24 protein-coding genes are annotated in these 24,335 nt (G+C 63.1%); 11 read left to right on the top strand and 13 right to left on the bottom strand.

The features are described from left to right. Positions 1-13 precede the first annotated feature (13 nt). Positions 14-1,306, top strand: coding sequence for an FAD-binding oxidoreductase (locus HJB84_RS04365; RefSeq protein WP_221115340.1), 1,293 nt, complete (start codon positions 14-16; stop codon positions 1,304-1,306). A gap of 225 nt (positions 1,307-1,531) precedes the next feature. Here HJB84_RS04365 and HJB84_RS04370 read toward each other — a convergent pair whose 3' ends face one another. Both HJB84_RS04370 and HJB84_RS04375 read right to left on the bottom strand, forming a co-directional pair. Continuing rightward, positions 1,532-2,329, bottom strand: coding sequence for a polysaccharide deacetylase family protein (locus tag HJB84_RS04370; RefSeq protein WP_207583494.1), 798 nt, complete (start codon positions 2,327-2,329; stop codon positions 1,532-1,534). A 104-nt stretch (positions 2,330-2,433) separates the two neighbouring features. Further along, positions 2,434-2,823: a DUF930 domain-containing protein gene (locus HJB84_RS04375; protein WP_007626817.1), complete on the bottom strand. Its 390-nt coding sequence runs from the start codon at positions 2,821-2,823 to the stop codon at positions 2,434-2,436. A gap of 252 nt (positions 2,824-3,075) precedes the next feature. Here HJB84_RS04375 and HJB84_RS04380 point away from each other — a divergent pair, with 252 nt between their 5' ends. Both HJB84_RS04380 and HJB84_RS04385 read left to right on the top strand, forming a co-directional pair. Continuing rightward, positions 3,076-5,184 (top strand): S9 family peptidase, encoded by a 2,109-nt coding sequence (locus HJB84_RS04380; RefSeq protein WP_221115341.1) that lies wholly within the window; start codon positions 3,076-3,078, stop codon positions 5,182-5,184. 99 nt (positions 5,185-5,283) lie between these two features. Further along, positions 5,284-5,802 carry a DUF1697 domain-containing protein gene (locus HJB84_RS04385; RefSeq protein ID WP_221115342.1) on the top strand — a complete coding sequence of 173 codons (519 nt, stop codon included), beginning with the start codon at positions 5,284-5,286 and terminating at the stop codon, positions 5,800-5,802. 34 nt (positions 5,803-5,836) lie between these two features. Here HJB84_RS04385 and HJB84_RS04390 read toward each other — a convergent pair whose 3' ends face one another. Further along, positions 5,837-7,303 carry a DHA2 family efflux MFS transporter permease subunit gene (locus HJB84_RS04390; RefSeq protein ID WP_207583491.1) on the bottom strand — a complete coding sequence of 489 codons (1,467 nt, stop codon included), beginning with the start codon at positions 7,301-7,303 and terminating at the stop codon, positions 5,837-5,839. A gap of 259 nt (positions 7,304-7,562) precedes the next feature. Between HJB84_RS04390 and HJB84_RS04395 the strand changes: the two genes are divergently transcribed. Continuing rightward, on the top strand, positions 7,563-9,065 hold the full coding sequence (locus HJB84_RS04395; RefSeq protein ID WP_207583490.1) for a YdiU family protein: 1,503 nt from the start codon (positions 7,563-7,565) through the stop codon (positions 9,063-9,065). Between the two features lie 243 nt (positions 9,066-9,308). Then, positions 9,309-11,648, top strand: coding sequence for a glucose/quinate/shikimate family membrane-bound PQQ-dependent dehydrogenase (locus HJB84_RS04400; RefSeq protein WP_221115343.1), 2,340 nt, complete (start codon positions 9,309-9,311; stop codon positions 11,646-11,648). A 79-nt stretch (positions 11,649-11,727) separates the two neighbouring features. Here the strand turns inward: HJB84_RS04400 and bla are convergent, their stop codons facing one another. The 3 genes from bla to dmeR all read right to left on the bottom strand — a co-directional run bounded on the left by bla (position 11,728) and on the right by dmeR (position 14,037). Next, positions 11,728-12,618, bottom strand: coding sequence for a class A beta-lactamase (bla, locus tag HJB84_RS04405; RefSeq protein ID WP_221115344.1), 891 nt, complete (start codon positions 12,616-12,618; stop codon positions 11,728-11,730). Positions 12,619-12,745: 127 nt separating this feature from the next. Next, positions 12,746-13,741 carry a CDF family Co(II)/Ni(II) efflux transporter DmeF gene (gene dmeF / locus HJB84_RS04410; RefSeq protein WP_221115345.1) on the bottom strand — a complete coding sequence of 332 codons (996 nt, stop codon included), beginning with the start codon at positions 13,739-13,741 and terminating at the stop codon, positions 12,746-12,748. A 23-nt stretch (positions 13,742-13,764) separates the two neighbouring features. Further along, positions 13,765-14,037, bottom strand: a complete 273-nt coding sequence (dmeR, locus tag HJB84_RS04415) for a Ni(II)/Co(II)-sensing transcriptional repressor DmeR (protein ID WP_221115346.1) — start codon at positions 14,035-14,037, stop codon at positions 13,765-13,767. Between the two features lie 280 nt (positions 14,038-14,317). Here dmeR and HJB84_RS04420 point away from each other — a divergent pair, with 280 nt between their 5' ends. After that, on the top strand, positions 14,318-14,812 hold the full coding sequence (locus tag HJB84_RS04420) for a GNAT family N-acetyltransferase (protein ID WP_207583485.1): 495 nt from the start codon (positions 14,318-14,320) through the stop codon (positions 14,810-14,812). Between the two features lie 13 nt (positions 14,813-14,825). Here the strand turns inward: HJB84_RS04420 and HJB84_RS04425 are convergent, their stop codons facing one another. The 3 genes from HJB84_RS04425 to HJB84_RS04435 all read right to left on the bottom strand — a co-directional run bounded on the left by HJB84_RS04425 (position 14,826) and on the right by HJB84_RS04435 (position 17,131). After that, a complete protein-coding gene (locus HJB84_RS04425) occupies positions 14,826-15,740 on the bottom strand; it encodes a cytochrome c (RefSeq protein ID WP_221115347.1) in 915 nt (304 codons plus the stop codon). A gap of 171 nt (positions 15,741-15,911) precedes the next feature. Next, entirely contained in the window at positions 15,912-16,352 is a 441-nt protein-coding gene (locus HJB84_RS04430; RefSeq protein WP_207583483.1) for a cytochrome c, read from the bottom strand. A gap of 143 nt (positions 16,353-16,495) precedes the next feature. Continuing rightward, positions 16,496-17,131: a LysE family translocator gene (locus tag HJB84_RS04435; protein WP_221115348.1), complete on the bottom strand. Its 636-nt coding sequence runs from the start codon at positions 17,129-17,131 to the stop codon at positions 16,496-16,498. Positions 17,132-17,260: 129 nt separating this feature from the next. Between HJB84_RS04435 and HJB84_RS04440 the strand changes: the two genes are divergently transcribed. Next, positions 17,261-17,953 carry a YafY family protein gene (locus HJB84_RS04440; protein WP_221115349.1) on the top strand — a complete coding sequence of 231 codons (693 nt, stop codon included), beginning with the start codon at positions 17,261-17,263 and terminating at the stop codon, positions 17,951-17,953. A 357-nt stretch (positions 17,954-18,310) separates the two neighbouring features. On the opposite strand, the gene HJB84_RS04445 is transcribed toward HJB84_RS04440, so the two are convergent. Together HJB84_RS04445 and HJB84_RS04450 are read right to left on the bottom strand one after the other, a co-directional pair. Then, positions 18,311-19,156 (bottom strand): metallophosphoesterase, encoded by an 846-nt coding sequence (locus HJB84_RS04445; RefSeq protein WP_221115350.1) that lies wholly within the window; start codon positions 19,154-19,156, stop codon positions 18,311-18,313. 141 nt (positions 19,157-19,297) lie between these two features. After that, the gene (locus HJB84_RS04450) at positions 19,298-19,900 is read right to left on the bottom strand and encodes a superoxide dismutase (protein ID WP_003546549.1); all 603 of its coding nucleotides are present in this window, start codon (positions 19,898-19,900) and stop codon (positions 19,298-19,300) included. 209 nt (positions 19,901-20,109) lie between these two features. Between HJB84_RS04450 and HJB84_RS04455 the strand changes: the two genes are divergently transcribed. From HJB84_RS04455 to HJB84_RS04465, 3 genes are all read left to right on the top strand, one after another. Further along, entirely contained in the window at positions 20,110-20,436 is a 327-nt protein-coding gene (locus HJB84_RS04455) for a hypothetical protein (protein ID WP_207583479.1), read from the top strand. A 107-nt stretch (positions 20,437-20,543) separates the two neighbouring features. Further along, positions 20,544-21,197 carry a class I SAM-dependent methyltransferase gene (locus HJB84_RS04460; RefSeq protein WP_207583478.1) on the top strand — a complete coding sequence of 218 codons (654 nt, stop codon included), beginning with the start codon at positions 20,544-20,546 and terminating at the stop codon, positions 21,195-21,197. Between the two features lie 57 nt (positions 21,198-21,254). Next, positions 21,255-21,986, top strand: coding sequence for a sulfite exporter TauE/SafE family protein (locus HJB84_RS04465; RefSeq protein ID WP_207583477.1), 732 nt, complete (start codon positions 21,255-21,257; stop codon positions 21,984-21,986). A gap of 16 nt (positions 21,987-22,002) precedes the next feature. Here HJB84_RS04465 and HJB84_RS04470 read toward each other — a convergent pair whose 3' ends face one another. Next, positions 22,003-22,344, bottom strand: coding sequence for a nuclear transport factor 2 family protein (locus HJB84_RS04470; protein WP_207583476.1), 342 nt, complete (start codon positions 22,342-22,344; stop codon positions 22,003-22,005). Between the two features lie 117 nt (positions 22,345-22,461). Between HJB84_RS04470 and HJB84_RS04475 the strand changes: the two genes are divergently transcribed. After that, positions 22,462-23,739 (top strand): multidrug efflux MFS transporter, encoded by a 1,278-nt coding sequence (locus HJB84_RS04475; protein ID WP_207583475.1) that lies wholly within the window; start codon positions 22,462-22,464, stop codon positions 23,737-23,739. On the opposite strand, the gene HJB84_RS04480 is transcribed toward HJB84_RS04475, so the two are convergent. Then, a complete protein-coding gene (locus tag HJB84_RS04480) occupies positions 23,698-24,318 on the bottom strand; it encodes a TetR/AcrR family transcriptional regulator (protein WP_207583474.1) in 621 nt (206 codons plus the stop codon). The genes HJB84_RS04475 and HJB84_RS04480 overlap by 42 nt on opposite strands. Positions 24,319-24,335 lie beyond the last annotated feature (17 nt).

Here is a 24,335-nt window from a genome sequence, read left to right on the forward strand (position 1 = left end):
CGGGGAGACATGCGTGGCCTCTGATCTCGATCTCGACGAATCCGATCACGACCAGATGGTCAGCGGCCGTTCTCTCTGGGGAAAAAGCGGCGTACGGCCGGAGTGGCGGCCGATGGAGCAAAGCTTTTCCACCGACGTCGCCGTGATCGGCGGCGGCATCACTGGCGCTTTGGTCGGCGAACACCTGACGGCGCGCGGTTTTTCCGTTGTTATCATCGACCGGGAGAAGCCCGGTTTCGGCAGCACCGTGGCGAGCACGGCGATGCTGCAATGGGAAATCGACAGCACGCTCATCGAGCTTGAGGACTATTACGGCTTCGAACGCGCGGCCGGCATCTATCGCCGCAGCGGTGCTGCGGTCGCCGGCCTTTCCAAGCTGATCGCCGCAAACGGGATTGCCTGCGGCTTCCGGCCGCGCAACACGCTCTATCTCGCCGAGGGTCGCGAAGGGGCACGCAATCTCCTCGATGAGCGCCAGCTTCGCCGCCGGGCCGGCCTGCCCGGCGTCTATCTCGAACATCCCGATCTCTTCACGCAATTTGAGTTCGACCGGGATGGGGCGATCTATTCACCGGGTTCGGCGGAGTGCGACCCGCTGCTTCTGACCTGGGCGTTGATCGAAATGTCCGTCCGGCGCGGCGCGCGACTTGTGAGCGCCTCCGTCACAGCACTTCACAGCGAAGGCGATCACGTCACGGCAGAGACGGACGGAGGCCATATCATCGAGGCGCGGCGCGCCGTGCTTGCGACCGGCTATTCGATGCCGGGCATCGACATGCCGAAGCTGCACCGCACCAGCTCGAGCTGGGCGCTCGCCACCGTGCCTCAGGACCCGGCAAATTTCTGGCGCGACAGGGCGCTGATCTGGGAGGATAGCCACCCCTATCTCTACCTGCGCACGACCGAGGATAACCGCATCGTCGCCGGTGGCGAGGATGACTGCACGACCGATCCCGAAGCCCGCGACCGCAAGCTGCCGGCCAAGACCATCGCAATCCAGGAGAAAGTAAGGCGGCTCTGGCCGAAGGCAGATACGCGGGTGGAACACGCCTGGTGCGGAACCTTCGGCGAGACGGCCGACGGCCTGCCGCTGATCGGCCCGGTGCCTGAGATGCCGCATGTGCTCGCCGCCTACGGCTACGGCGGCAACGGCATCACCTTTTCCTACCTCGCAGCCCAGATGATCGGGGCGATGCTGGCAGGCATGCATCGCGACTGGTTCGAGGATTTCGCGCTCGACAGGGATGGGCCGGGGCTGCGGCGGTTTGGAGAGGATAGGTTGGGGGCTGGGAGTGAACTGCGGTAAAGGCTTCGGATTGACTGTTGTGCCGTGCCAGCCCCCCCTCTGCCCTGCCGGGCATCTCCCCCACAGGTGCGGAGATTGGCTGGACGCAACGGCTTCCCCAAACAACTGGCGTTGCAGCCCGCCGGAGCGGTAAACGAGCGCGAAGGTTTGGCCACTTGTGATCTCCCCACCTGTGGGGAGATGCCCGGCAGGGCAGAGGGGGCTCACACGGCACGCCCTACAAAACTACTCCGTCGTTTTGTCGTCGCCCATATCCTCGACGTCCTCGAGACGGACGAATTGCACGCCCTTGGCTTTCAGGTCGACCAGCGCCTTGGCCACGCCCTCGCCCGCGGCATGGGTTGGCTGGTTGACGTGGGAGATGACGACATCGCCATCCTTGGCCGAGGCGATGCGCTTTTCGGTAATCGCAGCCCCAAGCAGCGAGCCGCCGTCGCCGTTTACCGAATAACCGGCGATGCGATATCCCATGGCGCGGATTTCGCCGATGGCGGAAAGGTCATATTTGGCGGTCGAGCCGCGGAACCAGCGCGGCGCCGGAATCCCGGCCGCGACCATGGCGGCAGCGCCGCCTTCGACCTCCTGCCTTACCGCCTGCGGCGAGCCCGCCGAGGCGATGCCATAGATCAGCGTCGGCGTGTCGACGGCCGGAATATGGTTCTCTCCGTGATTTTCGAGTTCGAAGAGATCGGGGTTCTGCAGGAACACGGCAACCGCGGCAGGGTTATGCTTCAGCCAGCGGGCGGTGACGAAGATCGTCACCGGGATGCGTTCGCGCACCAGCGTCGACAGGATGCGCTCATCTGCCTGCCCCATGCAGGCATCGAAGGTCAGCGCAATGCGGGCATGGCCAGCAAGGTTGGAGCGGGCGATATGCAGATGCGGCTCGACGAGCTTTGCCACCGGCGCTCTCGGGGCCGCGCTCACAGCGGCCGAGGCTGGCAGCGCTGACGGTAGCTCGTCCGCCAGTACGGGAGCGATGGTGGTCAGAAGGAACGCCGAAGCGAGCAGGATGCGGTTCATATCAGAGGCTTCTACAAGTCGGTTTCGACAGATTTTAGCGGATGCTTTTGCATGGCGCCATGTGGCCGGATGTCACCGCTGCCGCCCGAACAAAGCCAAGGGCATCAATCGTAGAGATAATACTTGTCCCACTTCTCGCGCGGCACCTTGTCGCCGATCTGGTAGTCGAGTTCGCGCACGTTGATATGCTGCGGGCCGGTGATGCAATTGTAGGAGAGATGATACCAATCGCCCTTGCTGCGGAAGACCGCGCCCGGGGCCTGCAGCGAATTATCGCCGGGGATCGGGTCCTTGAAGGTATAGGCGATCACCTTGTCGGGCTTGAAGCCGGCGCTTTCCTGGTTGATGCGGCTCATCGCCTCGGTGTCGCAGCTCTGTTCCAGACGGGTCGAGGGATCGAGTTTTTCAAGTTGCTTCTTGATGGCGGGATCGACGGCAAAGGCAGGGGCAGCAAGGCTGACGAGGGATACAAACAGGAGCAGACGTTTCGGCATTGCGGAGAAATCCCTTGCTGTTGTCCATTTTTCACCCTGCCGCAGGCAGCTTGCCGGAGGCTTGGCGCGTGCAATTTTCGCTCTGTGAGAGCGGACATTCTTAAATATTGTGGTGACATCAAGGCAAGGCGGGCGGAGCCGCCTCCTTGCTTGTGGAAGGCCACCCGCACCCTTGGCGCACCTTTGACGCTTGATCCGGGACCAGTGCGCCTCTATCTCTTGCCAACCCGACATTCCCACCGGAGCCATTCCTTGTCCGTTTTCAAAAGCCTGCCGACACCGCCTGCCGCACCGAAAAAGCCCGTTTCCGATACGCGCCACGGCATCACCCGCACGGACGACTATGCCTGGCTGCGCGCCGACAACTGGCAGGCGATGTTCAAGGATCCCTCGATCCTCGATCCCGAGATCCGCCGGCATCTCGAAGCTGAAAACGCCTATATGAATGCGGCGATGGAAGACACCAAGCCGCTGCAGAAGGTGCTGTTTTCCGAAATGCGCGGCCGCATCAAGGAAGACGACAGTTCGGTGCCGATGAAGGACGGCGCCTATGCCTACGGCACGTTTTATGTCACAGGCGGCGAACAGCCGCGCTTTTTCCGCATCGCCCGCGACGGCAACGTCGCCGACGAGACGATCCGCACCGTGCTGCTCGACGGCGACAAGGAGGCATCAGGCAAGGCCTATTTCCGTCTCGGCGGTCTCGACCATTCGAGCGACCATAGCCGCGGCATCTGGGGCTATGACGATAAGGGTTCGGAATTCTTTACGCTGAAGGTGCGCGACCTCGCGACCGGACAAGACCTCGAAGACCGGATCGAGAATACCGGCGGCGGCGGCGTCTGGGCGCCCGACGGCAAGAGCTTCTTCTATTCGGCGCTCGACGAGAACCACCGGCCTTCGAAGGTGTTCCACCATATTGTCGGCCAGCCGCAATCGGCAGACCAGCTGGTCTATGAGGAAGCCGATGCCGGCTTTTTCATGGGCGTCGGCGGCTCGCTGCTCGACGACTTCATCTATATCGATATTCACGACCACGAGACCAGCGAATACCGGCTGCTGTCGACCAAGGATCTCACCGCCGAGCCGAAGCTGGTGGCGGCGCGCGAGGAAGGCATCGAGTATTCGCTGACCGAGGGCGGCGACGTCTTTTACATCCTGACGAATGATGGCGGCGCCAAGGACTTCAAGATCATGCAAGCGCCGGCCGACAATCCGGTCAAGGAAAACTGGCGCGAAGTGGTCGCCCACAAGCCCGGCACGCTGATTATCAGCCACATGGCCTATGCCCGCCATCTTCTGTGGCTGGAGCGCAAGGACGGACTGCCGCAGATCATGATCCGCGACCGCAGGACCGGCGAGGAACATGCGATCGCCTTTGCCGAGGAAGCCTATTCGCTCGGGCTCTCGGGCGCGGCGGAATACGACACGGATGTCGTTCGTTTCTCCTATTCGTCGATGACGACGCCGTCGCAGCTTTATGATTACAACATGGTGACCCGCGAGCGCACGCTCCTGAAGACGCAGGAGGTGCCGTCGGGTCACAATCCCGACGATTACATCACCCGCCGCGTCTTCGCCCCGGCATGGGACGGCGAGACAGTGCCGGTCACCCTGCTCTATCGCAAAGACACCGCGCTCGACGGCAGCGCGCCCTGCCTGCTCTATGGCTACGGCGCCTACGGCATCACCATTCCGGCCGGTTTCAACACCAACTGCCTGTCGCTCGCCGATCGCGGCTTCGTCTATGCCATCGCCCATATCCGCGGCGGCAAGGACAAGGGGTTTTCCTGGTACGAAGACGGCAAGATGGACAAGAAGACGAATACCTTCAAGGACTTCGTCGCTGCCGCCGACTATCTGAATCAACAGAAGTTCACCTCTTACGCGAAGATCATCGCCGAGGGCGGATCGGCCGGCGGCATGCTGATGGGGGCGGTTGCCAACATGGCGCCGGAGAAGTTTGCCGGCATCATCGCCGCCGTTCCCTTCGTCGACGTGCTCAACACGATGCTCGACGATACTTTGCCGCTCACCCCGCCGGAATGGCCGGAATGGGGCAACCCGATCGACAGTCGGGAAGAATACGAGCAGATCGCCTCATACTCGCCCTACGACAATGTCGGCGCCAAAGCCTACCCGCCGATCCTGGCGCTCGGCGGCCTGACCGACCCGCGCGTCACCTATTGGGAACCCGCCAAGTGGGTGGCGAAGCTGCGTGAGGAAACGACCGGCGAGGCGCCGATCCTGCTCAAGACCAACATGGACGCCGGCCACGGCGGCGCGTCGGGGCGGTTTCAGCGGCTGGAAGAGATTGCGTTCGAGTATGCGTTTGCCATCAAGGTGGCGGGGAAGATGTGAAATCTTTAGGGAGCGCCGTGGTCGCCCCCCTCTGCCCTGCCGGGCATCTCCCCCATGGCAGAGGGGGCTGGAACGGCACGACAGTCGAGGGAGAAAGAAATGGCAGTCTACGTCGCCCTCCTCCGCGCCGTAAACGTCGGGGGCACCGGGTCGCTCCCGATGGCTGAGCTCAAGGCTATCTGCGAAGGCCTCGGCTTTGCCGACGTGAAAACCTACATCCAAAGCGGCAATGTACTCTTCCGCTCGGACGAATCCGAAACGACCGTAGAGGAAAAGCTCGACGCAGCGCTCGGGCAGAAGATGGGCAAGCGGCCGGGGGTGATGGTGCGAAGCCGCAACGAGCTCGACGCCATTGCCGCCAACGCACCTTTTCCCAAGGCCAAACCGAACTTCCTGCTCGTCTATTTCCTGCCCGAAAAACCGCCTGCCGATGCGCTTGATAAAATGGTGGCGCCTGATGGCGAGGAGGCAAAGCTCGCGGCCCGCGAAATCTATGTGCATTACCCCAATGGGTCCGGCCGCTCGAAGCTGAAGCTGCCGGCGCTGAAGCCAGGAACGTCGCGCAACCTCAACACCGTGCGCAAGCTCGCGGACATGGCGGCAGCGATGGAGGGCTGAAGTCCGGCGCAGAATTTGATTCAAGCGAGGGGCTTCAAGCCTTTGTTTTTATGCATGTCGCATCAGTTTTCGTCCGTTTCACCTTGTAGCCGCTGATCTCCTCGCCGGCGGTCGGCGAGAAGCGCAGGTTCCAGAAGGTGGCGGTGATCGAGATGATCGTGACGACGATAAAGGCGGCCGAGAAATCACCAAGCGCAGGCGTTTCAGCCCCGCTAAAGGCCATGGAACCGTGCAGCGCTAAGGCCCCGATGCAGATGCCGAGCGACAGCATGAGCTGCTGGAAGGTGGTGTAGAAACTCGTGGCCGAGCTCATCCGCTCCTTGTCGATCTCGTCATAGGCAATGGTGTTGTAGGCGGTGAACTGGAACGACAGGAAGAAGGCGCTGAGGATCAGGACGAGGAAGATCAGCGGCATCGGCCAATCCGGCCGGAAGGCGGCGCAGAGGCCATAGCCGACCGTGCCGAAGATGCCGTTGAGGACCAGGCTTCGGCGGAACCCCAGCCGGCGGAAGACGAACTTCGCCATCGGTTTCATGGCGAGAGCGCCAAGTGCTGTGGCGATGACGATCTGGCCGGCCGCAGCGGCGGACAGGCCGAAGCCGATCTGGAAGAGCAGCGGCAGCAGGAAGGGCTGGGCGCCCTGGGTGATGCGCGTCAGCGACCCGGCGATCACCGACGTGCCGAAGCTCGCTACCTTCATCAGCGAGAAATCCATGATCGGCGACGGATGCTTGCGGGCGTGCCGGAGATAGGCGATGCCGAAGAGCAGGCCGATAGCGATCAGGAAGATCGAGAAGGCGCCCTCGCCTTCGTGGCTCGACATTTCGAAGCCGAAGAGCAACGAACCGAGCGAGATGCCGGAAAGGACGAAGCCGAGCGTATCGAACGGGCCGCTCGCCTTGCCCTTCACCTCGTCGATGTAGATCGACACGAAGATCATGCCGATGATGCCGATCGGCACGTTGATGTAGAAGATCCAGCGCCAGTCGAGATAGGTGACGAAGAAGCCGCCGAGCGGCGGGCCGACGATCGGCCCGATCAACGCCGGCACCAGCAGCCAGGACATGGCGCTGACCATATCCTTGCGGTCGACGCTGCGCATCAGCACGAGGCGGCCGACCGGCATCATCATCGCACCGCCTATGCCCTGAAGCAGCCGCGCCAGCACCAGGAACGACAGCGTCGGCGCCAGCGCACAAAAGATCGAGCCGATCACGAAGACGGATATGGCCGCGCGGAAGACGGTGCGAGAGCCAAAACGGTCGGCCATCCGGCCGCTCGCGGGAATGAAGATCGCCAGGCTGAGGAGATAGGAGGTCAGGGCGATCGACATGGCCGGCGCGCTGACGCTGAAATCGCGCGCCATGGTGGGCAGCGCGGTCGCAAGCACAGTCGCGTCGATATTTTCCATCAGCATCGCACTCGCGACAATCATCGCGATCACCCGGAAATTGGGCGCGGCGCGCCGAACCATCGGCGCCTGGTAAATCTGATCCGACATCGTCCGGAATCACTCGCGGTGGCGCGGCGGAGCACAGCAGGCAGCAGGGCCGCGGGGATGACATGGCGCAAAGCCAAGGGGAGACGATTTGCTATACGCTCGCGATCATGGCGGCGCTATGTCGTTTATGGCAAACCAGCTTTGACGAGAGGTAAAGGCAGATCACGATTCCTTGCATCGGCCTGTTCTTCGTGAAGGGCTTTGGGGTCTTCAACCAAACCGGCTTGCGCCAAGCGCACCCCGGCCCTACCTATGAAGCATGACCTCCACCCTGCAGAAAAACCGGGCCGCCGCGGCCTTTCCGTTCGACAACAGCTATGCCGGCTTGCCCGAGCGCTTCTTTGCGGCGCAGACGCCGACTTCGGTGGCGGAGCCCTCGCTGATCAAGCTCAACGAGCCGCTGGCTGCCGAGCTCGGGCTCGACGTCGAGGCGTTGCGGCGCGACGGCGCGGCGATCTTTTCCGGAAATCTGGTTCCCGAAGGTGCCGAACCGCTGGCGATGGCCTATGCGGGCCATCAGTTCGGCGGCTTCTCGCCGCAGCTCGGCGACGGGCGGGCGATCCTGCTCGGCGAGGTGATCGACCGCAGCGGCAGGCGCTTCGATATCCAGCTGAAGGGCGCCGGACCCACGCCTTTTTCGCGCCGCGGCGATGGGCGGGCGGCAATCGGGCCGGTGCTGCGCGAATATATCATCAGCGAAGCGATGTTTGCGCTCGGCATTCCGGCCACGCGGGCGTTGGCGGCGGTGACCACAGGCGAGCCGGTCTACCGGGAAGAGGTGCTGGCGGGCGCGGTCTTCACCCGGGTCGCGGCAAGCCATATCCGCGTCGGCACCTTCCAGTACTTCGCGGCCAGGGGCGATGCCGACGGCGTGCGAGCGCTGGCCGACTATGTGATCGACCGGCATTACCCCACCCTGAAAACGGCTGACAATCCATATCTTTCACTGTTTTCGGCGGTCTCGGAGCGGCAGGCGGCGCTGATTGCCCGTTGGCTGCATGTCGGTTTCATCCATGGGGTGATGAACACCGACAATATGACCGTTTCCGGCGAGACGATCGATTTCGGCCCCTGCGCCTTTATGGATACCTATGATCCGGCCACCGTCTTCTCATCGATCGACCAGCATGGCCGCTATGCCTATGCCAACCAGCCCGGCATCGGCCAATGGAACCTCGCAAGGCTCGGCGAAACGCTGCTGCCGCTGATCGACGAAGAGCCCGACGGCGCGGTCGACAAAGCGAATGCGGTGATCCGAGCCTATGGCGAACGGTTCCAGGCTGCGTGGCTGGCCGGCATGCGAGAGAAAATCGGTCTTGCCGGCGAAGAGGACGGAGATCTCGACCTGGTGCAGGCGCTGCTGTCATTGATGCAGGCGCAGGGCGCCGATTTCACCCTGGCTTTCCGGCGGCTGTCGGATCTTGCCGGCGACGGCGCTGTGGAACCTGCCTTTGCCGCGAGTTTTCGCGAACCGGAGGCCTGCGGCACCTGGCTCACGCAGTGGCGCGAGAGACTGTCGCGCGATCCGCAGACGGCGCCTCAGCGCACTCTGGCCATGCGCAGCGTCAATCCGGTCTTCATTCCGCGCAATCACCGGGTCGAACAGGCGATCGAGGCCGCGGTCGAGAACGGCGATTTCTCGCTGTTCGAGGCGCTGCTGACCGTGCTTTCGAAACCCTATGAAGACCAGCCGGGCTTTGCCGCTTATATGGAACCGCCGAAGCCGGACGAACGGGTGCTCGCGACCTTCTGCGGGACGTAACTGCGGTCTTGCCTTCCAGTGGCCGCCTCACAGCGATCGGCTTCATCCGGCTGGCACAACGGTTGCTGAGCCTAAAAGCGCTATGCCAGGCTGTATCGAGCCTGGTCCGTGCATGTCCAATGGCCGCCGCAGCCTGCGGCAAATATGGCCGTTGAAAGGCATTTCCTTCGCGCTATCTGCCTGATCGGCGGGACTTTTCCGCCGATCCTTCACCCCGGCTAACCTCAGCGGGAGACAGCCCTTATGGCGATCGTCATCACCTCCGTGTTCTTCATCATCATCGGGCTTACGCTTAGCGGCGGCGGGCTCTGGCTCGTCACGCTCGGCGGCAGCATATTTTATCTGTTCGCCGGGTTGATGTTCCTCATCACCGCCGGGCTGCTGTTGATGCGCAAGGCGGTGGCGCTCTGGGTCTATGCGGTGCTCGTCGTCGCAGCACTCGCCTGGGCGATCTGGGAGGTCGGCTTCGACTGGTGGCAGCTCGGCCCGCGCGGCGGCATGATCATCCTGCTCGGGCTCTGGCTGCTGACGCCGTGGATCCGCCGGCCGCTCGGCTTTCGCAGCCCGACGGGCATCACCTACGGCGCCAATCCCTGGCCGCTCGCCGTGCCTGTCATTCTCGCCATCCTCGTCGCGCTCTATTCGATGACGACAGACCCGCACGATCTTGCCGGCGAACTGCCGAAGGATCAGGTCGCCGCCAACCCCGCCTTCGGCGGCAGCGTCCCCGACGGCGAATGGCATCAATATGGGCGCACGCCCTTCGGCCAGCGTTATTCGCCGCTCGACCAGATCACCGCCGAGAACGTCTCCACCCTCAAGGAGACGTGGCGATACCAGACCGGCGACGTCAAACGCCCGGACGATGTCGGCGAGACGACCTATCAGGTGACCCCGCTCAAGGTGAAGGACACGCTCTATCTCTGCACGCCGCACAACTGGGCGATCGCGCTCGACGCCAAAACCGGCAAGGAGAAATGGAAATACGACGCCAATTCCGGGATGAACCCCAACCGGCAGCATCAGACCTGCCGCGGTGTCACCTATTATGCCGATCCCAATGTGGCCGCCGGCCAGCCCTGCGCCGAGCGCGTCTACCTGCCGACCTCCGATGCCCGGCTGATCGCGCTCGACGCGGCGGACGGCAAGGTGTGCACCAGCTTTGCGGATCAGGGCGTGCTGCATCTGGAAACCGGCATGCGCTACAACCCGGCCGGCTATTATTATTCCACCTCGCCGCCGGTAGCCGTGGCAGGCAAGATCATCGTCGGCGGCGCGGTGAACGACAACTATTCGACTGAGGAACAATCCGGCGTCATCCGCGCCTTCGACATCAATACCGGCGCGCTGCTCTGGAACTGGGATTCCGGCAATCCCGACGTGACGATGCCGATCACCGATAGCCAGACCTATACGACCAATTCGCCGAACAGCTGGTCGGTCTTCAGCGTCGACGAGGGCCTCGGCTTGGTCTACATCCCGCTCGGCAACCAGGTGCCCGACCAGATCGGCATCAACCGCAGCGACAATGTCGAGAAATTCTCCTCCTCGATCGTCGCCCTCGACATCGCCACCGGCCAATTGCGCTGGGTGCGCCAGACAGTGCATCACGATCTCTGGGACATGGACGTGCCGGCCCAGCCGGCGCTGATCGACCTGACGAAACCGGACGGCAGCGTCGTTCCGGCCCTGGTCGGCCCGACCAAGCAAGGCGATCTCTATGTGCTCGACCGGCGCAGCGGCGAGCCGATCATCCCGGTCAAGGAGATTCCAGCGCCTGATGGTGCGGTCTCCGGCGACCACACCTCGCCGACGCAGCCGATCTCCGATCTAACCTTCTCGCCCGACCCGCTCAAGGAGAAGGATATGTGGGGCGTGTCGCTGTTTGACCAACTCGCCTGCCGCATCGACTTCCATCGTTACCGCTACGAGGGCCGCTATACTCCGCCGTCGCTGAAGGGCACGATCGTCTATCCCGGCAATTTCGGCACCTTCAACTGGGGCTCGGTCGCGGTCGATCCGGAGCGGCAGATCATGTTCGGCATGCCGACCTATCTCGCCTTCACCTCGCGCCTGGTGCCGGCCGCCGACATTCCGCCGCGCGGCCAGGACGAGAAGGGCAGCGAACAGGGGCTCAACCGCAATGACGGCGCGCCCTACGGCGTCTTCATGGGTCCGTTCCTCGGGCTGCTCAAAATCCCCTGCCAGGCGCCGCCATGGGGCTATGTCGCCGGCGTCGATCTGCGCACCGGCAAGATCGCCTACATGCACAAGAACGGCACCGTGCACGACATGACGCCGCTACCCCTGCCCTTCAAGGTCGGCGTGCCGGGCATCGGCGGACCGATGCTGACCAAGGGCGGCGTCGCCTTCCTCGGGGCTGCGGTCGACAATTACCTGCGCGCCTACGACGTGACCAACGGCCGGGAGCTGTGGCAGGCCCGGCTTCCCGCCGGCGGCCAGGCGACGCCGATGACCTATACGGCCGATGACAACAAACAATATGTCGTCATGGTCGCCGGCGGTCACGGGTCGGTCGGCACCAAGCCCGGCGACTATGTGATCGCCTATACGCTGCCGTGATGGAGAGGGTGCCCTCTCCTTGCAGAAGAAAGACCCGCGAACCAGACAGCTGCCGATTATGCCCTTCGCATTTTCCCGCTCAAACCATCTCGGCGATCATCCGGCCGACTTCGGCAAAGACGGGATTGAGCTCCTTCACCGGCGCGGTCGCCTCGGCGATATAGACGGCCGCGACGATCGGGCCGCGGTCGGGCGGCCAGATGACGGCGATATCGCCGAGGGAGCCGTTCGGGCCGGTACCGGTCTTGTCGCCGACTTTCCACTCCTTAGGCAGGCCGGCTCTCAGCCGCTCGCCGCCGGTGGTGCTGGCCACCAGCCAGGCGATCAACCTGTCTGAGGAGGCTTCGGTGAGGATCGAGCCGAGCGTCAGGTTGCCGAGCGTGTCGAGCATCGCATCCGGTGTCGTCGTGTCGCGCGGATCGTCCTTCCTGCCCTCGTTCAGCGTCGGTTCGGTGCGGTCGAGACGCGTCGTGCCGTCGCCGATCGAACGCAGCCAGTCGGTCAAACCCGCCGGACCGCCAAAACTTTCGAGCAGCAGGTTGCCGGCCGTGTTGTCGCTGACGGTCACCGCCGCCTCGCAGAGTTCGGCGACCGTCATGCCATCGGTGCCGGCGTGTTTTTCGCTGAGCGGCGAATAGTCGACCAGCTTGTCCTTTCCATAGGTCACCCGGCGGTCGAGGCTTTCCTCGCCCTTGTCGGCACGGGCGAGCACGAAGCCGGCTGCCAGCGCCTTGAAGGTGCTGCACATCGGAAAGGCTTCGCTGCCGCGATAGTTGAAGGAAATGCTCGTCTCAGTGTCGAGCACCGAGACGCCGAGACGGCCGCCGGTGCGTTTTTCCAACGCGGCAAGGCGCCGCTCGATGTTGTCGTTGTCTTCCTCGCTCTTCTCTTGGGCTCTGACGGGAAGCGTTAGTGCAGGCAGGCACAATGCCGAGCCTATCAGCATACGGCGGGTAAGACTGAGATCCATGATTCCTCCGGCGGTGAGGAACACAAAGCTAAGGGGCGATTGCGGCGGCATCTCGTCCCCGCGGCGACAATGTCGTCCGCCGAGCAACCTTGTTGTTCGCCGAGCGACTTTGTCGGCCGCACGCCGATCACGCGGCGCGGGTGACCTCGACCGTCACATGCGACAATTCCGTCAGCGCCGAAAGCCTGCCCTTGTAAAAGGCCGGCTCGCGCGGCTCAGAGGTGACGACCGCGACGATCGCCGCATGGTGGCCGGGGCCGACCTGCCAGACATGCAGATCGGTGATCCGGTCTTCCTCCGTCTCGATCGCCTCGCGAATCTCCGCCGGCAAAGTCTCGCCGTGCGGGACGACGTCGAGAAGGACGCCGCCCGAGGATTTCATCAGGCTCCAGGACCAATTGGCGATGACCAGCCCGCCGACGATGCCCATGATGGGGTCGAGCCAGAGCCAGCCGTAGAGGCTGCCGAGCGTCAGCGCCGCGATGGCGAGCACGGAGGTCAAGGCATCGGCGATGACATGCAGATAGGCGGCGCGGATATTGTTGTCGCCCGGTTCTGCCTGGCCGGGACCGTGATCACCATGACCATGACCATGATGGGCGTGGTCGCCGTGATGGTGATGCGCGTGCGCATGATTGCCATGCGCGGCATGGCCGCCGCCGGAAAGCAGCCAGGCGCTGACGAGATTGACGGCAAGGCCGATCACGGCGACGGCAATCGCCTGGGCAAAGCCGATCGGCACGGGATTTGAGAGGCGCAACAGGCTTTCCCAGGCCATCAGCAGGGCGATCAGCGCAAGGATGATGGCGCTGGCGAAGCCGGCGAGGTCGCCGAGCTTGCCGGTGCCGAAGGTGAAACGCGGATTGCGCGCCTGCCGGCGGGCGAAGAGATAGGCGAGCGCCGAAATCAGCAGAGCGCTGGCATGGGTCGACATGTGCCAGCCATCGGCGACCAGGGCCATGGAGCCGTAGACGGTGCCGGCGGCGATTTCCGCCACCATCATCACCGCCGTCAGCGCGATCACCAGCCAGATGCGCCGCTCGTTGCGCTGATGATCCGCGCCGAGGAAGACATGGTCGTGTTCAAAGGTATTCATTGCAGCTTTCCCGATTCCGGCACTCATTACAGGCTCCTTCGTCTCGGCAATCAGCGGATATAGGTTCGCAAGACTTCCGATATTTCCTCGACCGCCTCCGCCCTTGCAGCGTCGTCGGCAGCATTCAGCACATGTTCGCGCAGGTGATCGTCCAAAACCTCGCCGGTCAGCCCGGTCAGAGCGCCGCGGACGGAGGCAAGCAGCTGCAGGATCTCGCCGCAGGGGCGCTCGGCCTCGAGCGCCCGCTCGACCGCCTCCATCTGCCCCTTCAGGCGGCTGACACGGGCGACGAGCTTCTTTTTCTTCAGAGTGGTGTGGGACACGGTGAGTCCTCATATAGAATAGGGGGGTATACTATCGATGGGCTTGACCGATATCAAGGCCGATGGCGTGTTTCAGCGTCCGGCTCCGACGCCATTGACAAACGCCGCGTTTCCGACGATTGATGACCCATGATCAAAAACGCGCACCAGAGCCGCTCGTATTTTTGGCTGTACCTGTAAAGGGCGGCTGGACAAGATCATATTGTCAACAAGCCGCCGTCAGGCGGCTTTGTTGTATCGGCAGCGTCCTGACGGCAGACTATCAAAGGACGCGAAGACCATGACCGAAATCGAAGACAGCGAAATTTCATTGATGCGCCCATCGGTGGTGACGATCCGCGCCGCCAAGCCGCGCGACCTGCCCGAACTCAACGCGATGATTGCCCTGCTTGCCGCCCATCACGGCGATGCGGCGGGAACGACGCCGGAGCAGTTGGAGCGCGACCTCTTCGGCCCGCTGCCGTGGATCACGGCGCTCGTTGCCGAAACCGACGGAGGGCTGATCGGCTACGCCATTCTGGTGCCGCTCTACAGAGCGCAAGAGGGAAAGCGCGGCATGGACCTGCACCATCTCTTCGTGCGCGACGGCCATCGCGGTCATGGCACCGGCCAGCTGCTCGTCGACCGGGCCCGCGAGACCGCGCGCAATGCCGGCTGCGGCTACCTCTCCGTCAGCGCCGCGACCGGAAACGTGCTGGCGCACCGCTTCTACGAACAGATGGATTTCACCCCGCGTCCGGTGACCGGCATGCGCTATATGCAGTCGATCGCTTAAACAGCGACATGCTCTAACGGCCCGGCACGGCCTTCAGATAGGCGGCGATCGCCTCGCGGTCGGCGGGCGGCAGACGGGCAATGTTCTGCTGCACATCGACCATCGAGCCGCCGGCTGTGTCGAAATCTGGCGTGAAGCCGGTTTCGAGGTAGCTGGCGATATCGGCCTCGCTCCAGCCGCCGATGCTCTTGGAGGCCGGGGTGATATCGGGTATGCGGCCCTTGCCTTCCGGATTGGGGGCGCCGGCGAGCCACTGATCTGCCTGGAAGCCGCCGAGCGCATCGCGCGGCGTATGGCATTCGCCGCAATGGCCGGGACCTTCGACGAGATATTGGCCGCGCTTGATCTTGTCGTCGCTCTTTGCCAGGGCGACGCGCGGCTGGTCGTTGAAATAGAGAAATTTCCAGCCGCCGAGCGCCAGCCGGATATTGAACGGGAACGGCAGCTCATGCGGGGCCGCGACGTTTGCGCTCTTCGGCAGGGTTTTCAGGAAGGCGAAGAGATCGTTGACGTCCTTGTCGCTCATGCGGGCATAGGAGCCATAGGGAAAGGAAGGGTAGAGATGCTGACCGCCCGGTCCGACGCCCCGCTTCATCGCATTGCCGAACTCGGCCAGCGTCCAGCCGCCGATGCCGGCCTTTTCATCGGGTGAGATATTCGGCACGTGGAATGTGCCGAACGGGCTCTTCAACGCCAGCCCGCCTGACAGCGTCAGCCTGGCATCGCCTTCGGAACCGGGGGCTGAATGACAGCTGACGCAGCCGCCGGTCCAGAAAACCATCTGGCCGTTGGCCGGATCCGGGGCGCCGAGACCCGCCCAATGGCTTTCCGGCAGAGGATCGGGCGCGGTCACCAGATAGAAGGCGCCACCGCCGAGCATGGCGACGCCGATCAGACAGAGCAGCAACCGGATGAACCTGCGGATCATGCTCCGCCTCCCCTTTTTGTCGAATTTTTCCCGCGCCGAGAATAAGACGACCCGCACTGGCGGCAAAGCCAGCGCGGATCGAGGATCGGGTATCTTCTGCTTACGCAATTCCGGACGCAAAACCGCTGCACACTTTTGCTGGAATTGCTCTTGATCAAAACGACCTATCGCTCACTTCTTGAGGCGATAGGCCTTGTGACAGCCGCCGCAACTGGCGCCGAGCGTGTCGACCGTGGCGCCGACAGCCGCTTCATCGGCCGGAAGCTGGGCGAGCGCGGTTTCGGCATCGGCGGAGAGCTTCGCGGCGCGCGCCTTGAAATCATCCATGTTTTCCCAAATCTTCGGGCTCGCTTCTTCGTCGCCCGTTTCCGTGCCCGGCTTGAACTGATCGGGGAAAACCTTGGCCGTTGCGGCAATCGTCGTCAGCGCCGCCTTCACCGCTTCGGCGTCGTAGGGCTTGGTGCCCTTGGCGATAGCTCCCAAGGCGCCTGCCGCCCCGCCGATCTGCTTCATCAGGGCAATGCGCGAATCATGGGTGCCGTCGGCGGCGCTCACCGAACCGAAGGCTATGCCGGCCATCGCCGCGGCGGCAGCTACTGCTTTCCAATTCATATTCCTCTCCATTTCTCTTCTGCATTTTCCGGGGCCAAGGTGGCCATGGCCAATCTGCACCGGGAGGATGACAAAATCCATGCCATTCGGGCAGTCACGTTTTGCCGGATCATCATAAAAACAATGTGATAGGTACAGGTGTCTCAAGCGCTTTTCCACCCCTGCCAGAGGCTGAGCGCGGAGACCGCAACCAGCAGCAGCCCGGCGAAGCGGCCGACGAAGGCCGTGACGTCGGGATTTGCGACAAGCAGGTCGCGGCTGCGGCCGGCCGTCATCGCCAGCGTGCCGTAGATGGCGAACTGGGTGGCGACGGTCATGGCGCCCATGATCAGGCCCTGCATCCAGACCGGGCCGTATTCCGGCTTGAGGAACTGCGGATAGACGGCGAACATGAAAATATAGGCTTTGGGATTGACCAGACAGGTGACGGCCCCCTGGCGGAAGGCGCGCCAGCCGGAGCGTGCCGTCCCCGGCCCGACCGCCTCGACGGTGATCGAACTGCGGATCAAGGAAATGCCGATCCAGATCATATAGGCGACGCCGGCAACAAGCAGCACGTTGAAAAGCTGCGGCAGCATGGTGACGAGCACGCCGACGCCGGCCGCACCATAGGCCGAATGCACGGCGCCGCCGGCCATGATGCCGCCGGTCGCCGCGAGCCCCCGCCTGACGCCGCCGGTCAGCGAATTGGCGAGCACGAAGAGCATGTCCATGCCCGGCACGATGATGATGCCGAAGAGAAGGACGAAGAAAAGCCAGAGGTTTTCGTGGTAGTTCATGTCAGTTACCGCCTTGAGTTCTGCGGGCCGTTTTCAGAGACCCTGATTGATTTCAATCTGATAGGCGGCTCTATACGGGAACCCAACTGACAGTGTATTGTCAGGAGCGTAAGGGATGGGAGAGGCAAAATGCGCAAGGCCTCGCGGCTTTTCGAGATCATTCAGATCCTGAGGCTCGCCAGAAAACCGATGACGGCGGCTGTTATCGCCGAGACGCTTGAGGTGACCGTGCGTTCGATCTATCGCGACATCGCCGCCCTTCAGGCGATGCGCGTGCCGATCGAGGGCGGGCGCGGCATCGGCTATATCATGCGGCCGGGCTTCGACCTGCCGCCGCTGATGTTCTCGATCGAAGAGATGGAGGCGATCGTGTTGTCGCTGGCGCTGCTCGAACGGACGGCCGACGATGAGCTGAAGCAGGCCGCGCGCCGGGTCAACCAGAAGATCGCCGGCGCCGTGCCGGCACCGCTGCGCCAGGCAATGGACAGCAAAGCGCTCTATGCCTGGGGCTCGATCGCCCAGCCGGCTGGCTTCGATCTTGCGATCGTGCGCCGGGCGATCCGCGACGAACGCAAGCTGATGCTCGACTACCGCGACGAGGTTGGTCGGGCCAGCGAACGGACGATCCGGCCGATCGCGCTGATCTATTATTCGCAGACCGCCAATATCGTCGCCTGGTGCGAGTTGCGCCAGGCGATTCGCAATTTCCGCAGCGACCGGGTGGAGTACTGCGCGGCAAGCGAGGATTTCTTCAAGGGCGACGGCGACCGACTGCGGGAGTTGTGGACCAGCGGCTGGACGGAGAAGGCAGTGCCTGTGTAATAGCCGGGCGTTTGTGCGAACACGTTTGGCGGCGTTTGAGCCACGAGCAGGGGTCAGTGTCATGAGCCTGGTGAAGCGCCTTTCGTGCCTGGCACATCTTCGACGCCGCCAAAGGACTGCCGACATTTATCCCTCCTCCGTCGTCCTCGGCCTTGAGCCGAGGATCCACGTTGGCCTCTATCAGCAGCGCGCATGGATCCTCGGCTCAAGGCCGAGGATGACGGAGGGTGTGGGCGCGCTGCACCAGACTCGCACTGGCGCCTTAGGTGCTCCATCGAGGGCGCACCCGGCTTACCTCTGACGATCCCTGCGCAGGATAAACCGAGCAGCACAAAAGAGCCGTACAGCCGTCCCAGCCTAAAAAGCCAACGTCCGGCTCTCCTCGCGGCCGAAGCCGCGGATTTCAATCTGGTCGGGGTAGACTTCGACGATGGCGAAGGCGTTTTCGGTCTCGGTGTCGACCACGCCCTTGAAATTGACGAAGTGGCAGGCGCCGGCTTTGCCGTAATTGCCGACGTGGTTGTGACCGTTGAGATAGGCGACGACATTGTCGTGCGAGGCGAGCAGCGCGACGATGCGGTCGCAATCCCACATGTCGTGCTCACCGGGAGGATGCACGGGATAGTGATTCATGACGATCACCTTCTCGCCGGCCGCGGCTGCGCTTGATATTTCATCGCCGAGCCAGGTGAATTGCTCGTCGCTCAGCGCAGCATTCCAGCGATGGGCATTTCTGGCGCCTTGCTCCTGCAGCACGGTCAGCATCCGTGCGGCCAGCGCCCGATGCGGATGGCCTTCGGGCGGCGCGAAGGTGCTGACTTCGTTGCCGTCGAGCACGATGAAACGCCAGCCGTGGCGCGAGACGCTGTAATAGGGCGATGGCATGCCGAGACGGGCGGCGATTTCGGAGAGATGGCCGGAGGAGACCGAGAAATCGTGATTGCCGAGCAGGAAGAGCGCCTCATGCCTCAGCTTGCCGTAGACCGGCAGGATATCGTCGAAGCGTGCGAAGCTGCGGTCGATGATATCGCCGAGCGTCATGACGAAGCTCAATTCCTCGCCGTTGAAGACCTCGATCGCCTCGGCAACTTTGGCGAGGCTGTTGGCGTAATAGCGGTCCATGGCCGCATGCGGCTGGATTGCCGCATATTGCGGGTCGGCGATGATGCCGAAGCGGAACAGGGGAAGAGCAGAAAAAGACATGGGGCGTGATTAGGAGCGGCCGATGACAGGGATGTGACGGCTTGTCTTTCAAAACGAAACACCCGGCGTTTGAGGCGCCGGGTGCCAAGTTCGAAGAGGCTGACTGACATCGCCGCCCGTGGGCTGCGAGTCCGGGGCCGCTTACTTCGTGGCTGCTTCGTAGCGTTCCAGGACGTAGTCCCAGTTGATCAGGCTATCGACGAAGGCCTCGAGATATTTCGGGCGGGCGTTGCGATAGTCGATGTAGTAGGAGTGTTCCCAGACGTCGACGCCGAGGATCGGGGTGGCGCCGTGAACCAGCGGATTTTCGCCGTTCGGGGTCTTGGAGATTTCGAGCTTGCCGTTCTTGACGGAAACCCAGGCCCAGCCGGAGCCGAACTGGGTGGCGCCGGCAGTGGCGAAATCGGCCTTGAACTTGTCGTAGCCGCCGAGATCGGACGTAAAGGCCGCTTCGAGCTTGCCCGGCAGCTTGTTGCCGCCGCCGCCCTTCTTCATCCACTTCCAGAAATGGATGTGGTTGTAGTGCTGGGCAGCGTTGTTGAAGAGGCCGGCATTGGTGCCGAACGACTTCTTCACCACGTCTTCGAGCGAGAGATCCGAAAGACCGGCTTCGGCGGCAAGCTTGTTGCCGTTGTCCACATAGGCCTTATGGTGCTTGTCGTGGTGAAACTCCAGCGTTTCCTTCGACATGAAGGGAGCAAGCGCTTCGTAATCATAGGGAAGTTCAGGCAATTCGAAAGCCATATCAGATCTCCTTGCAATAGATTGCGTCATCGGCAGGTGAGGCGGAACATAGGAGGGGAAAGGGGGAGAGGCAACCGGCGAAATATCAAAAAACGATCCGTCGGAGGAAAATTTGCCTCAGTTGCCGCGATGGAATCGCGCCTGCAAATTGCTTGGGATATCCGCACCGAAAACCGCTTCCCCGCGATTGACCTCAATGGAGACCCGATATGAACAGGAATATAATCCCGCTGCTGGCGATGGCCACGTTTCCCTTGCTCTCAGCTGCGGCGCACGCATCCTCGGATGAGGCCTGGAAACAGATGGCGGCTGACGTGGAGGCCAAGTGCAAGACGGCGGCTGTCGCCATCGACAATCCGAATGCCGCCGTCGATCCCTTCGGCACTTCCCATTACGGGCTTGCCCTGCTGACGGGGAAACCGAAGGGCGCCAAGGGGCTGATCGCCCAGATCTGCGTCTACGACAAACAAAAGAAAACCGTCGAGATCGGCAGCGAGCTGGACGCCAAAGAGCTTGGGCTCATGCCGGCAAAATAGGCAGCCGCGGGTCGGCCTGCCAGGCGATTTTGTGCCTTCGGTCACAATCCGAGCGGAACCGGAACCTACCCTTAGGAGTTGAGGCCTGGGCTTCAGGGAGGTGCGGCATGTCGGAGCTTCGCAGCAGCGCGGAAGATCAACAGAAAATCTATCAGCGCTGGGCACCGGTCTATGACCGCGTCTGTCGCGGCATTCTCCGTGATGGCCACCGCAAGCTGGCGGCGCTTGCCGCCGCAGCCGGCAGCGATGTTCTGGAGGTCGGCGTCGGCACCGGCCTGACGCTCGGGCACTATGCCAGCCGCTGCCGGGTGACCGGCATCGACATTTCCGAACACATGCTCGCCCGGGCGCGCGAAAAGGCGAAACGCGAGGATCTGCAGCACGTCCAGGCGCTTGACGTGATGGATGCGCATGCGCTGAGCTTTGCCGACAGGTCTTTCGATGCGGTTTGCCTGCCCTTCGTCATCACCCTGATCCCCGAGCCCGAGCGGGCGCTCGACGAATGCGCCAGGGTGCTGCGGCCGGGCGGCGAAATCATCCTGGCCAGCAAGCTTGGAGACGGCGCCGGTCTGCAGGGCGCGATCGAGGCGGCGGTGGCGCCGCTGGTGCGTCACATCGGCTGGTCCTCCGCCTTCCGCATCCACCGTATCCTCGCCTGGGCCGAGCGGCGTGGCGATTTTTCCGCCGTCGAAATCCTGCCGGTCTTTCCGAACGGCTTCTTCAAAATCGTTCGGCTGAAACAGCGCGGACTTTCCGCTTGAATTAAGATTTTTTCCGCATCGCGGATTCTGATGCTACCGTTCGTCTGAGGGGACCGCATGACATCGGATATCTTCTTCTTCATCGTGGTGGGCTTCTGCGCGCAGATCGTCGACGGAGCACTCGGCATGGCCTTCGGCGTGCTGTCGACGACGAGTCTTCTTGCCTTCGGGGTGCCGGCGGCCAATGCCAGCGCGATGACGCATGTGGCTGAGATGTTCACCACGGCCGCGTCGGGCATTTCGCATGCCTATCATCGCAATGTCGACTGGCGCCTGGTGGGGCGGCTGGCACCGGCCGGCATGATCGGCGGCGCGATCGGCGCCTATCTGCTGGCCAATATCGACGGCAGGGTGATCGCACCGTTCGTGTCGGCCTACCTGATCGCGATCGGCTTGCTAATTCTCTACAAGGCCTTTCGGCCACCGGCAAAACGCGAGGTGCGCGACTGGGCCGTGCCGCCCGTCGGGTTTTGCGGCGGCGTGCTCGATGCGATCGGCGGCGGCGGATGGGGACCTGTCGTCACCAGCACGCTGATCGGGCGCGGCCATGACCTGAAGCGGGTGATCGGCTCGACCAATTTCACCGAATTCGCGGTAACGCTGACGATTTCGCTGACCTTCATCCTGACGCTCGGCTGGTCGGAGCTCAATTCGGCGATCGGCCTGATCATCGGCGGCGTCATTGCCGCCCCCTTTGGCGCCGTCCTCGTCAAGCGGCTGCCGGTGCGGCCGCTGATGGTGGCGGTCTCGATGGTCATCATCGTCACGTCGGCAATTCGGATCCTGTAAACCGCGCCAGCCGCGATCAGAGATTGCGGCCGAAATAGACTTCCACGGCGGCGATCTTGTCGCCGCGGAAACGAAGGCTTTCTATGTTGCAGAAGCTGCCGCCGTCGAGTTTTTCGGCGCGGTAGCGAACAACAGCCTCGTCGCCGTCGACCGCCAGGAACTCGATGTGGATAGCACGGAAGAACGGCTCCTTCGGCCAGCAGCGCTCGAAATACGTGGCCCGGTCGATATGGTCGTCACGCGGACTGGAGAAGGTGAAATCTTCCGCCAGCATGGCGTCGACTTTATCCTTGCGGTCTTCGAGATAGGCGGCGTAGAGATCGCGGACTGTCTGTTGCCTCGTGCGCATATCGTTCATGGCAATATCCTCCGATTATCCGATTGCATTATGCAATCAGTTATATCTAACACTTTTATCCGAGATGATCCAGATTGCCGCGCAACTGCGCCTTCATGATCGACGCCGAGGCAAGGAATGACCGATACTCAATTGGACGCGGCGAGCGCTAGGGCAGGCTCGATCTACTGGAAGCGCAACCTCGCGATCTCGCTGGTCGGCTCTTTCACGACGATCGTGGCGATGACGCTGTTGCTGCCCTTCCTGCCGCTCTATGTCGAGGAACTCGGCGTCAGCGACCATGCGGCGATCGTGCAATGGTCTGGTATCGCCTATGGTGCCACCTTCCTGGCCGCGGCTCTCGTCGCGCCGATCTGGGGACGGCTCGGTGATATTTACGGTCGCAAGCTGATGCTGGTGCGCGCCAGCCTCGGCATGACGGTGGCGATCTCGCTGATGGGCATGGCCGGTAATGTCTGGCAGCTGGTGGCGCTGCGCCTCTTCGTCGGGCTTGCTGGCGGTTATGCCTCCGGTTCGATGGTGCTGGTGGCAACGCAGACGCCGAAGGACCGCTCGGCCTGGGCGCTCGGCGTGCTCTCTTCCGGCATCATGGCCGGCAATCTCGTCGGGCCGCTGATTGGCGGGGCGCTGCCGCCGGTCATCGGCATCCGCGCCACGTTTCTGGCGGCCGGCGGCATGATCTTCCTCGCCTTTCTCGCCACGATCCTGCTGATCAAGGAGGAGAAGTCGCCGGCCCGCAAGCAGGCGGCCAAGGCCAGCGGCGGCTGGAAATCCATCGGCGACAAACGGCCTGTGATCGCCATGCTGGCGACCGGCATGCTGTTGATGTTCGCCAATATGTCGATCGAGCCGATCATCACCGTTTATGTCGCGCAGATCGTGCCGGTCGCGGACCAAGTCACGATGATTTCGGGCATCGTCATGTCGGCCGCCGCCCTCGGCAGCATTCTTTCCGCCTCGCGGCTCGGCAAGCTTGCCGACCGGATCGGCCATTGGCCGGTGATTTCAGGCGCGCTCGCCGTCGCCGGACTGCTGCTGATCCCGCAGGCCTTCGTCACCAGTTCCTGGCAGCTGATCGTCCTGCGTTTCCTGATGGGCGCAGCACTCGGCGGGCTCCTGCCCTGCATCGCCGCCGTCATCCGCCACAGCGTGCCGGATAGCGCGGCCGGCAGCATTCTCGGGCTTTCCATCTCCTCGCAATATATCGGCCAGGTGGCCGGTCCGGTCCTCGGCGGCTTTGTCGGCGGCCATATCGGCATGCGGGCGGTTTTCCTCGGCACCTCGGTGCTGCTTCTCGGCGGTGCTGCCTATGCCTGGATGGTGCGGCCGCGGGATGCCGAGACGGACCCCCAGTCAGCTTCGCTGGACGCTCCCGCAGATCAGCTCGACGCCTGAGCTGGCGATCGCTTCCAGCGTCTCGCGGCTGTCGCCGGCGCGGGCGCGGACTGCGAGCGAATGCATGACGGCGGAGGCGAGCATTGCCAGCATCTGCGGATCGGCGCCTTGCGGAAGCTCGCCGCTTTGAACCGCAAGGCGCATGCGCTTTTCGATCTCGCCGTCGAAATCGCTGAGGCTGCGGCCAAGCACCTCGCGGACCCGCTCATGCTCGACCGCCTCGACCGTTGCCGTGCCGATCAGGAGACAGCCGCGCGCGGCGGTTTCACCATGCAGATACACCGCCAACGCGCCGGCATAGACGCGTGCGAGATTGTCGCGCAGCTGAAGTGACGGATCGAGCGCCTCAGCCAGCGCATCCATGCCGTCCTGCCGGTAACCCTCCAGCGTATCGAGATAGAGATCCTCCTTGTCGCCGAAGGCGCCATAGAGGCTCGGACGATTGAGCTTGGTCGCGGCACTCAGATTGTCGAGCGAGGCGGCGGTAAAGCCCCTGTCCCAGAAGACATCCCGCGCCTTGGCGAGTGCGGCCTTGGCGTCGAAACCCCTCGGGCGGCCGCGCTTCTTTTCATCCTTCATATTTTGTACCGTTTCGC

This window comes from Rhizobium sp. NZLR1b (assembly GCF_019685155.1).
Lineage (GTDB): Bacteria > Pseudomonadota > Alphaproteobacteria > Rhizobiales > Rhizobiaceae > Rhizobium.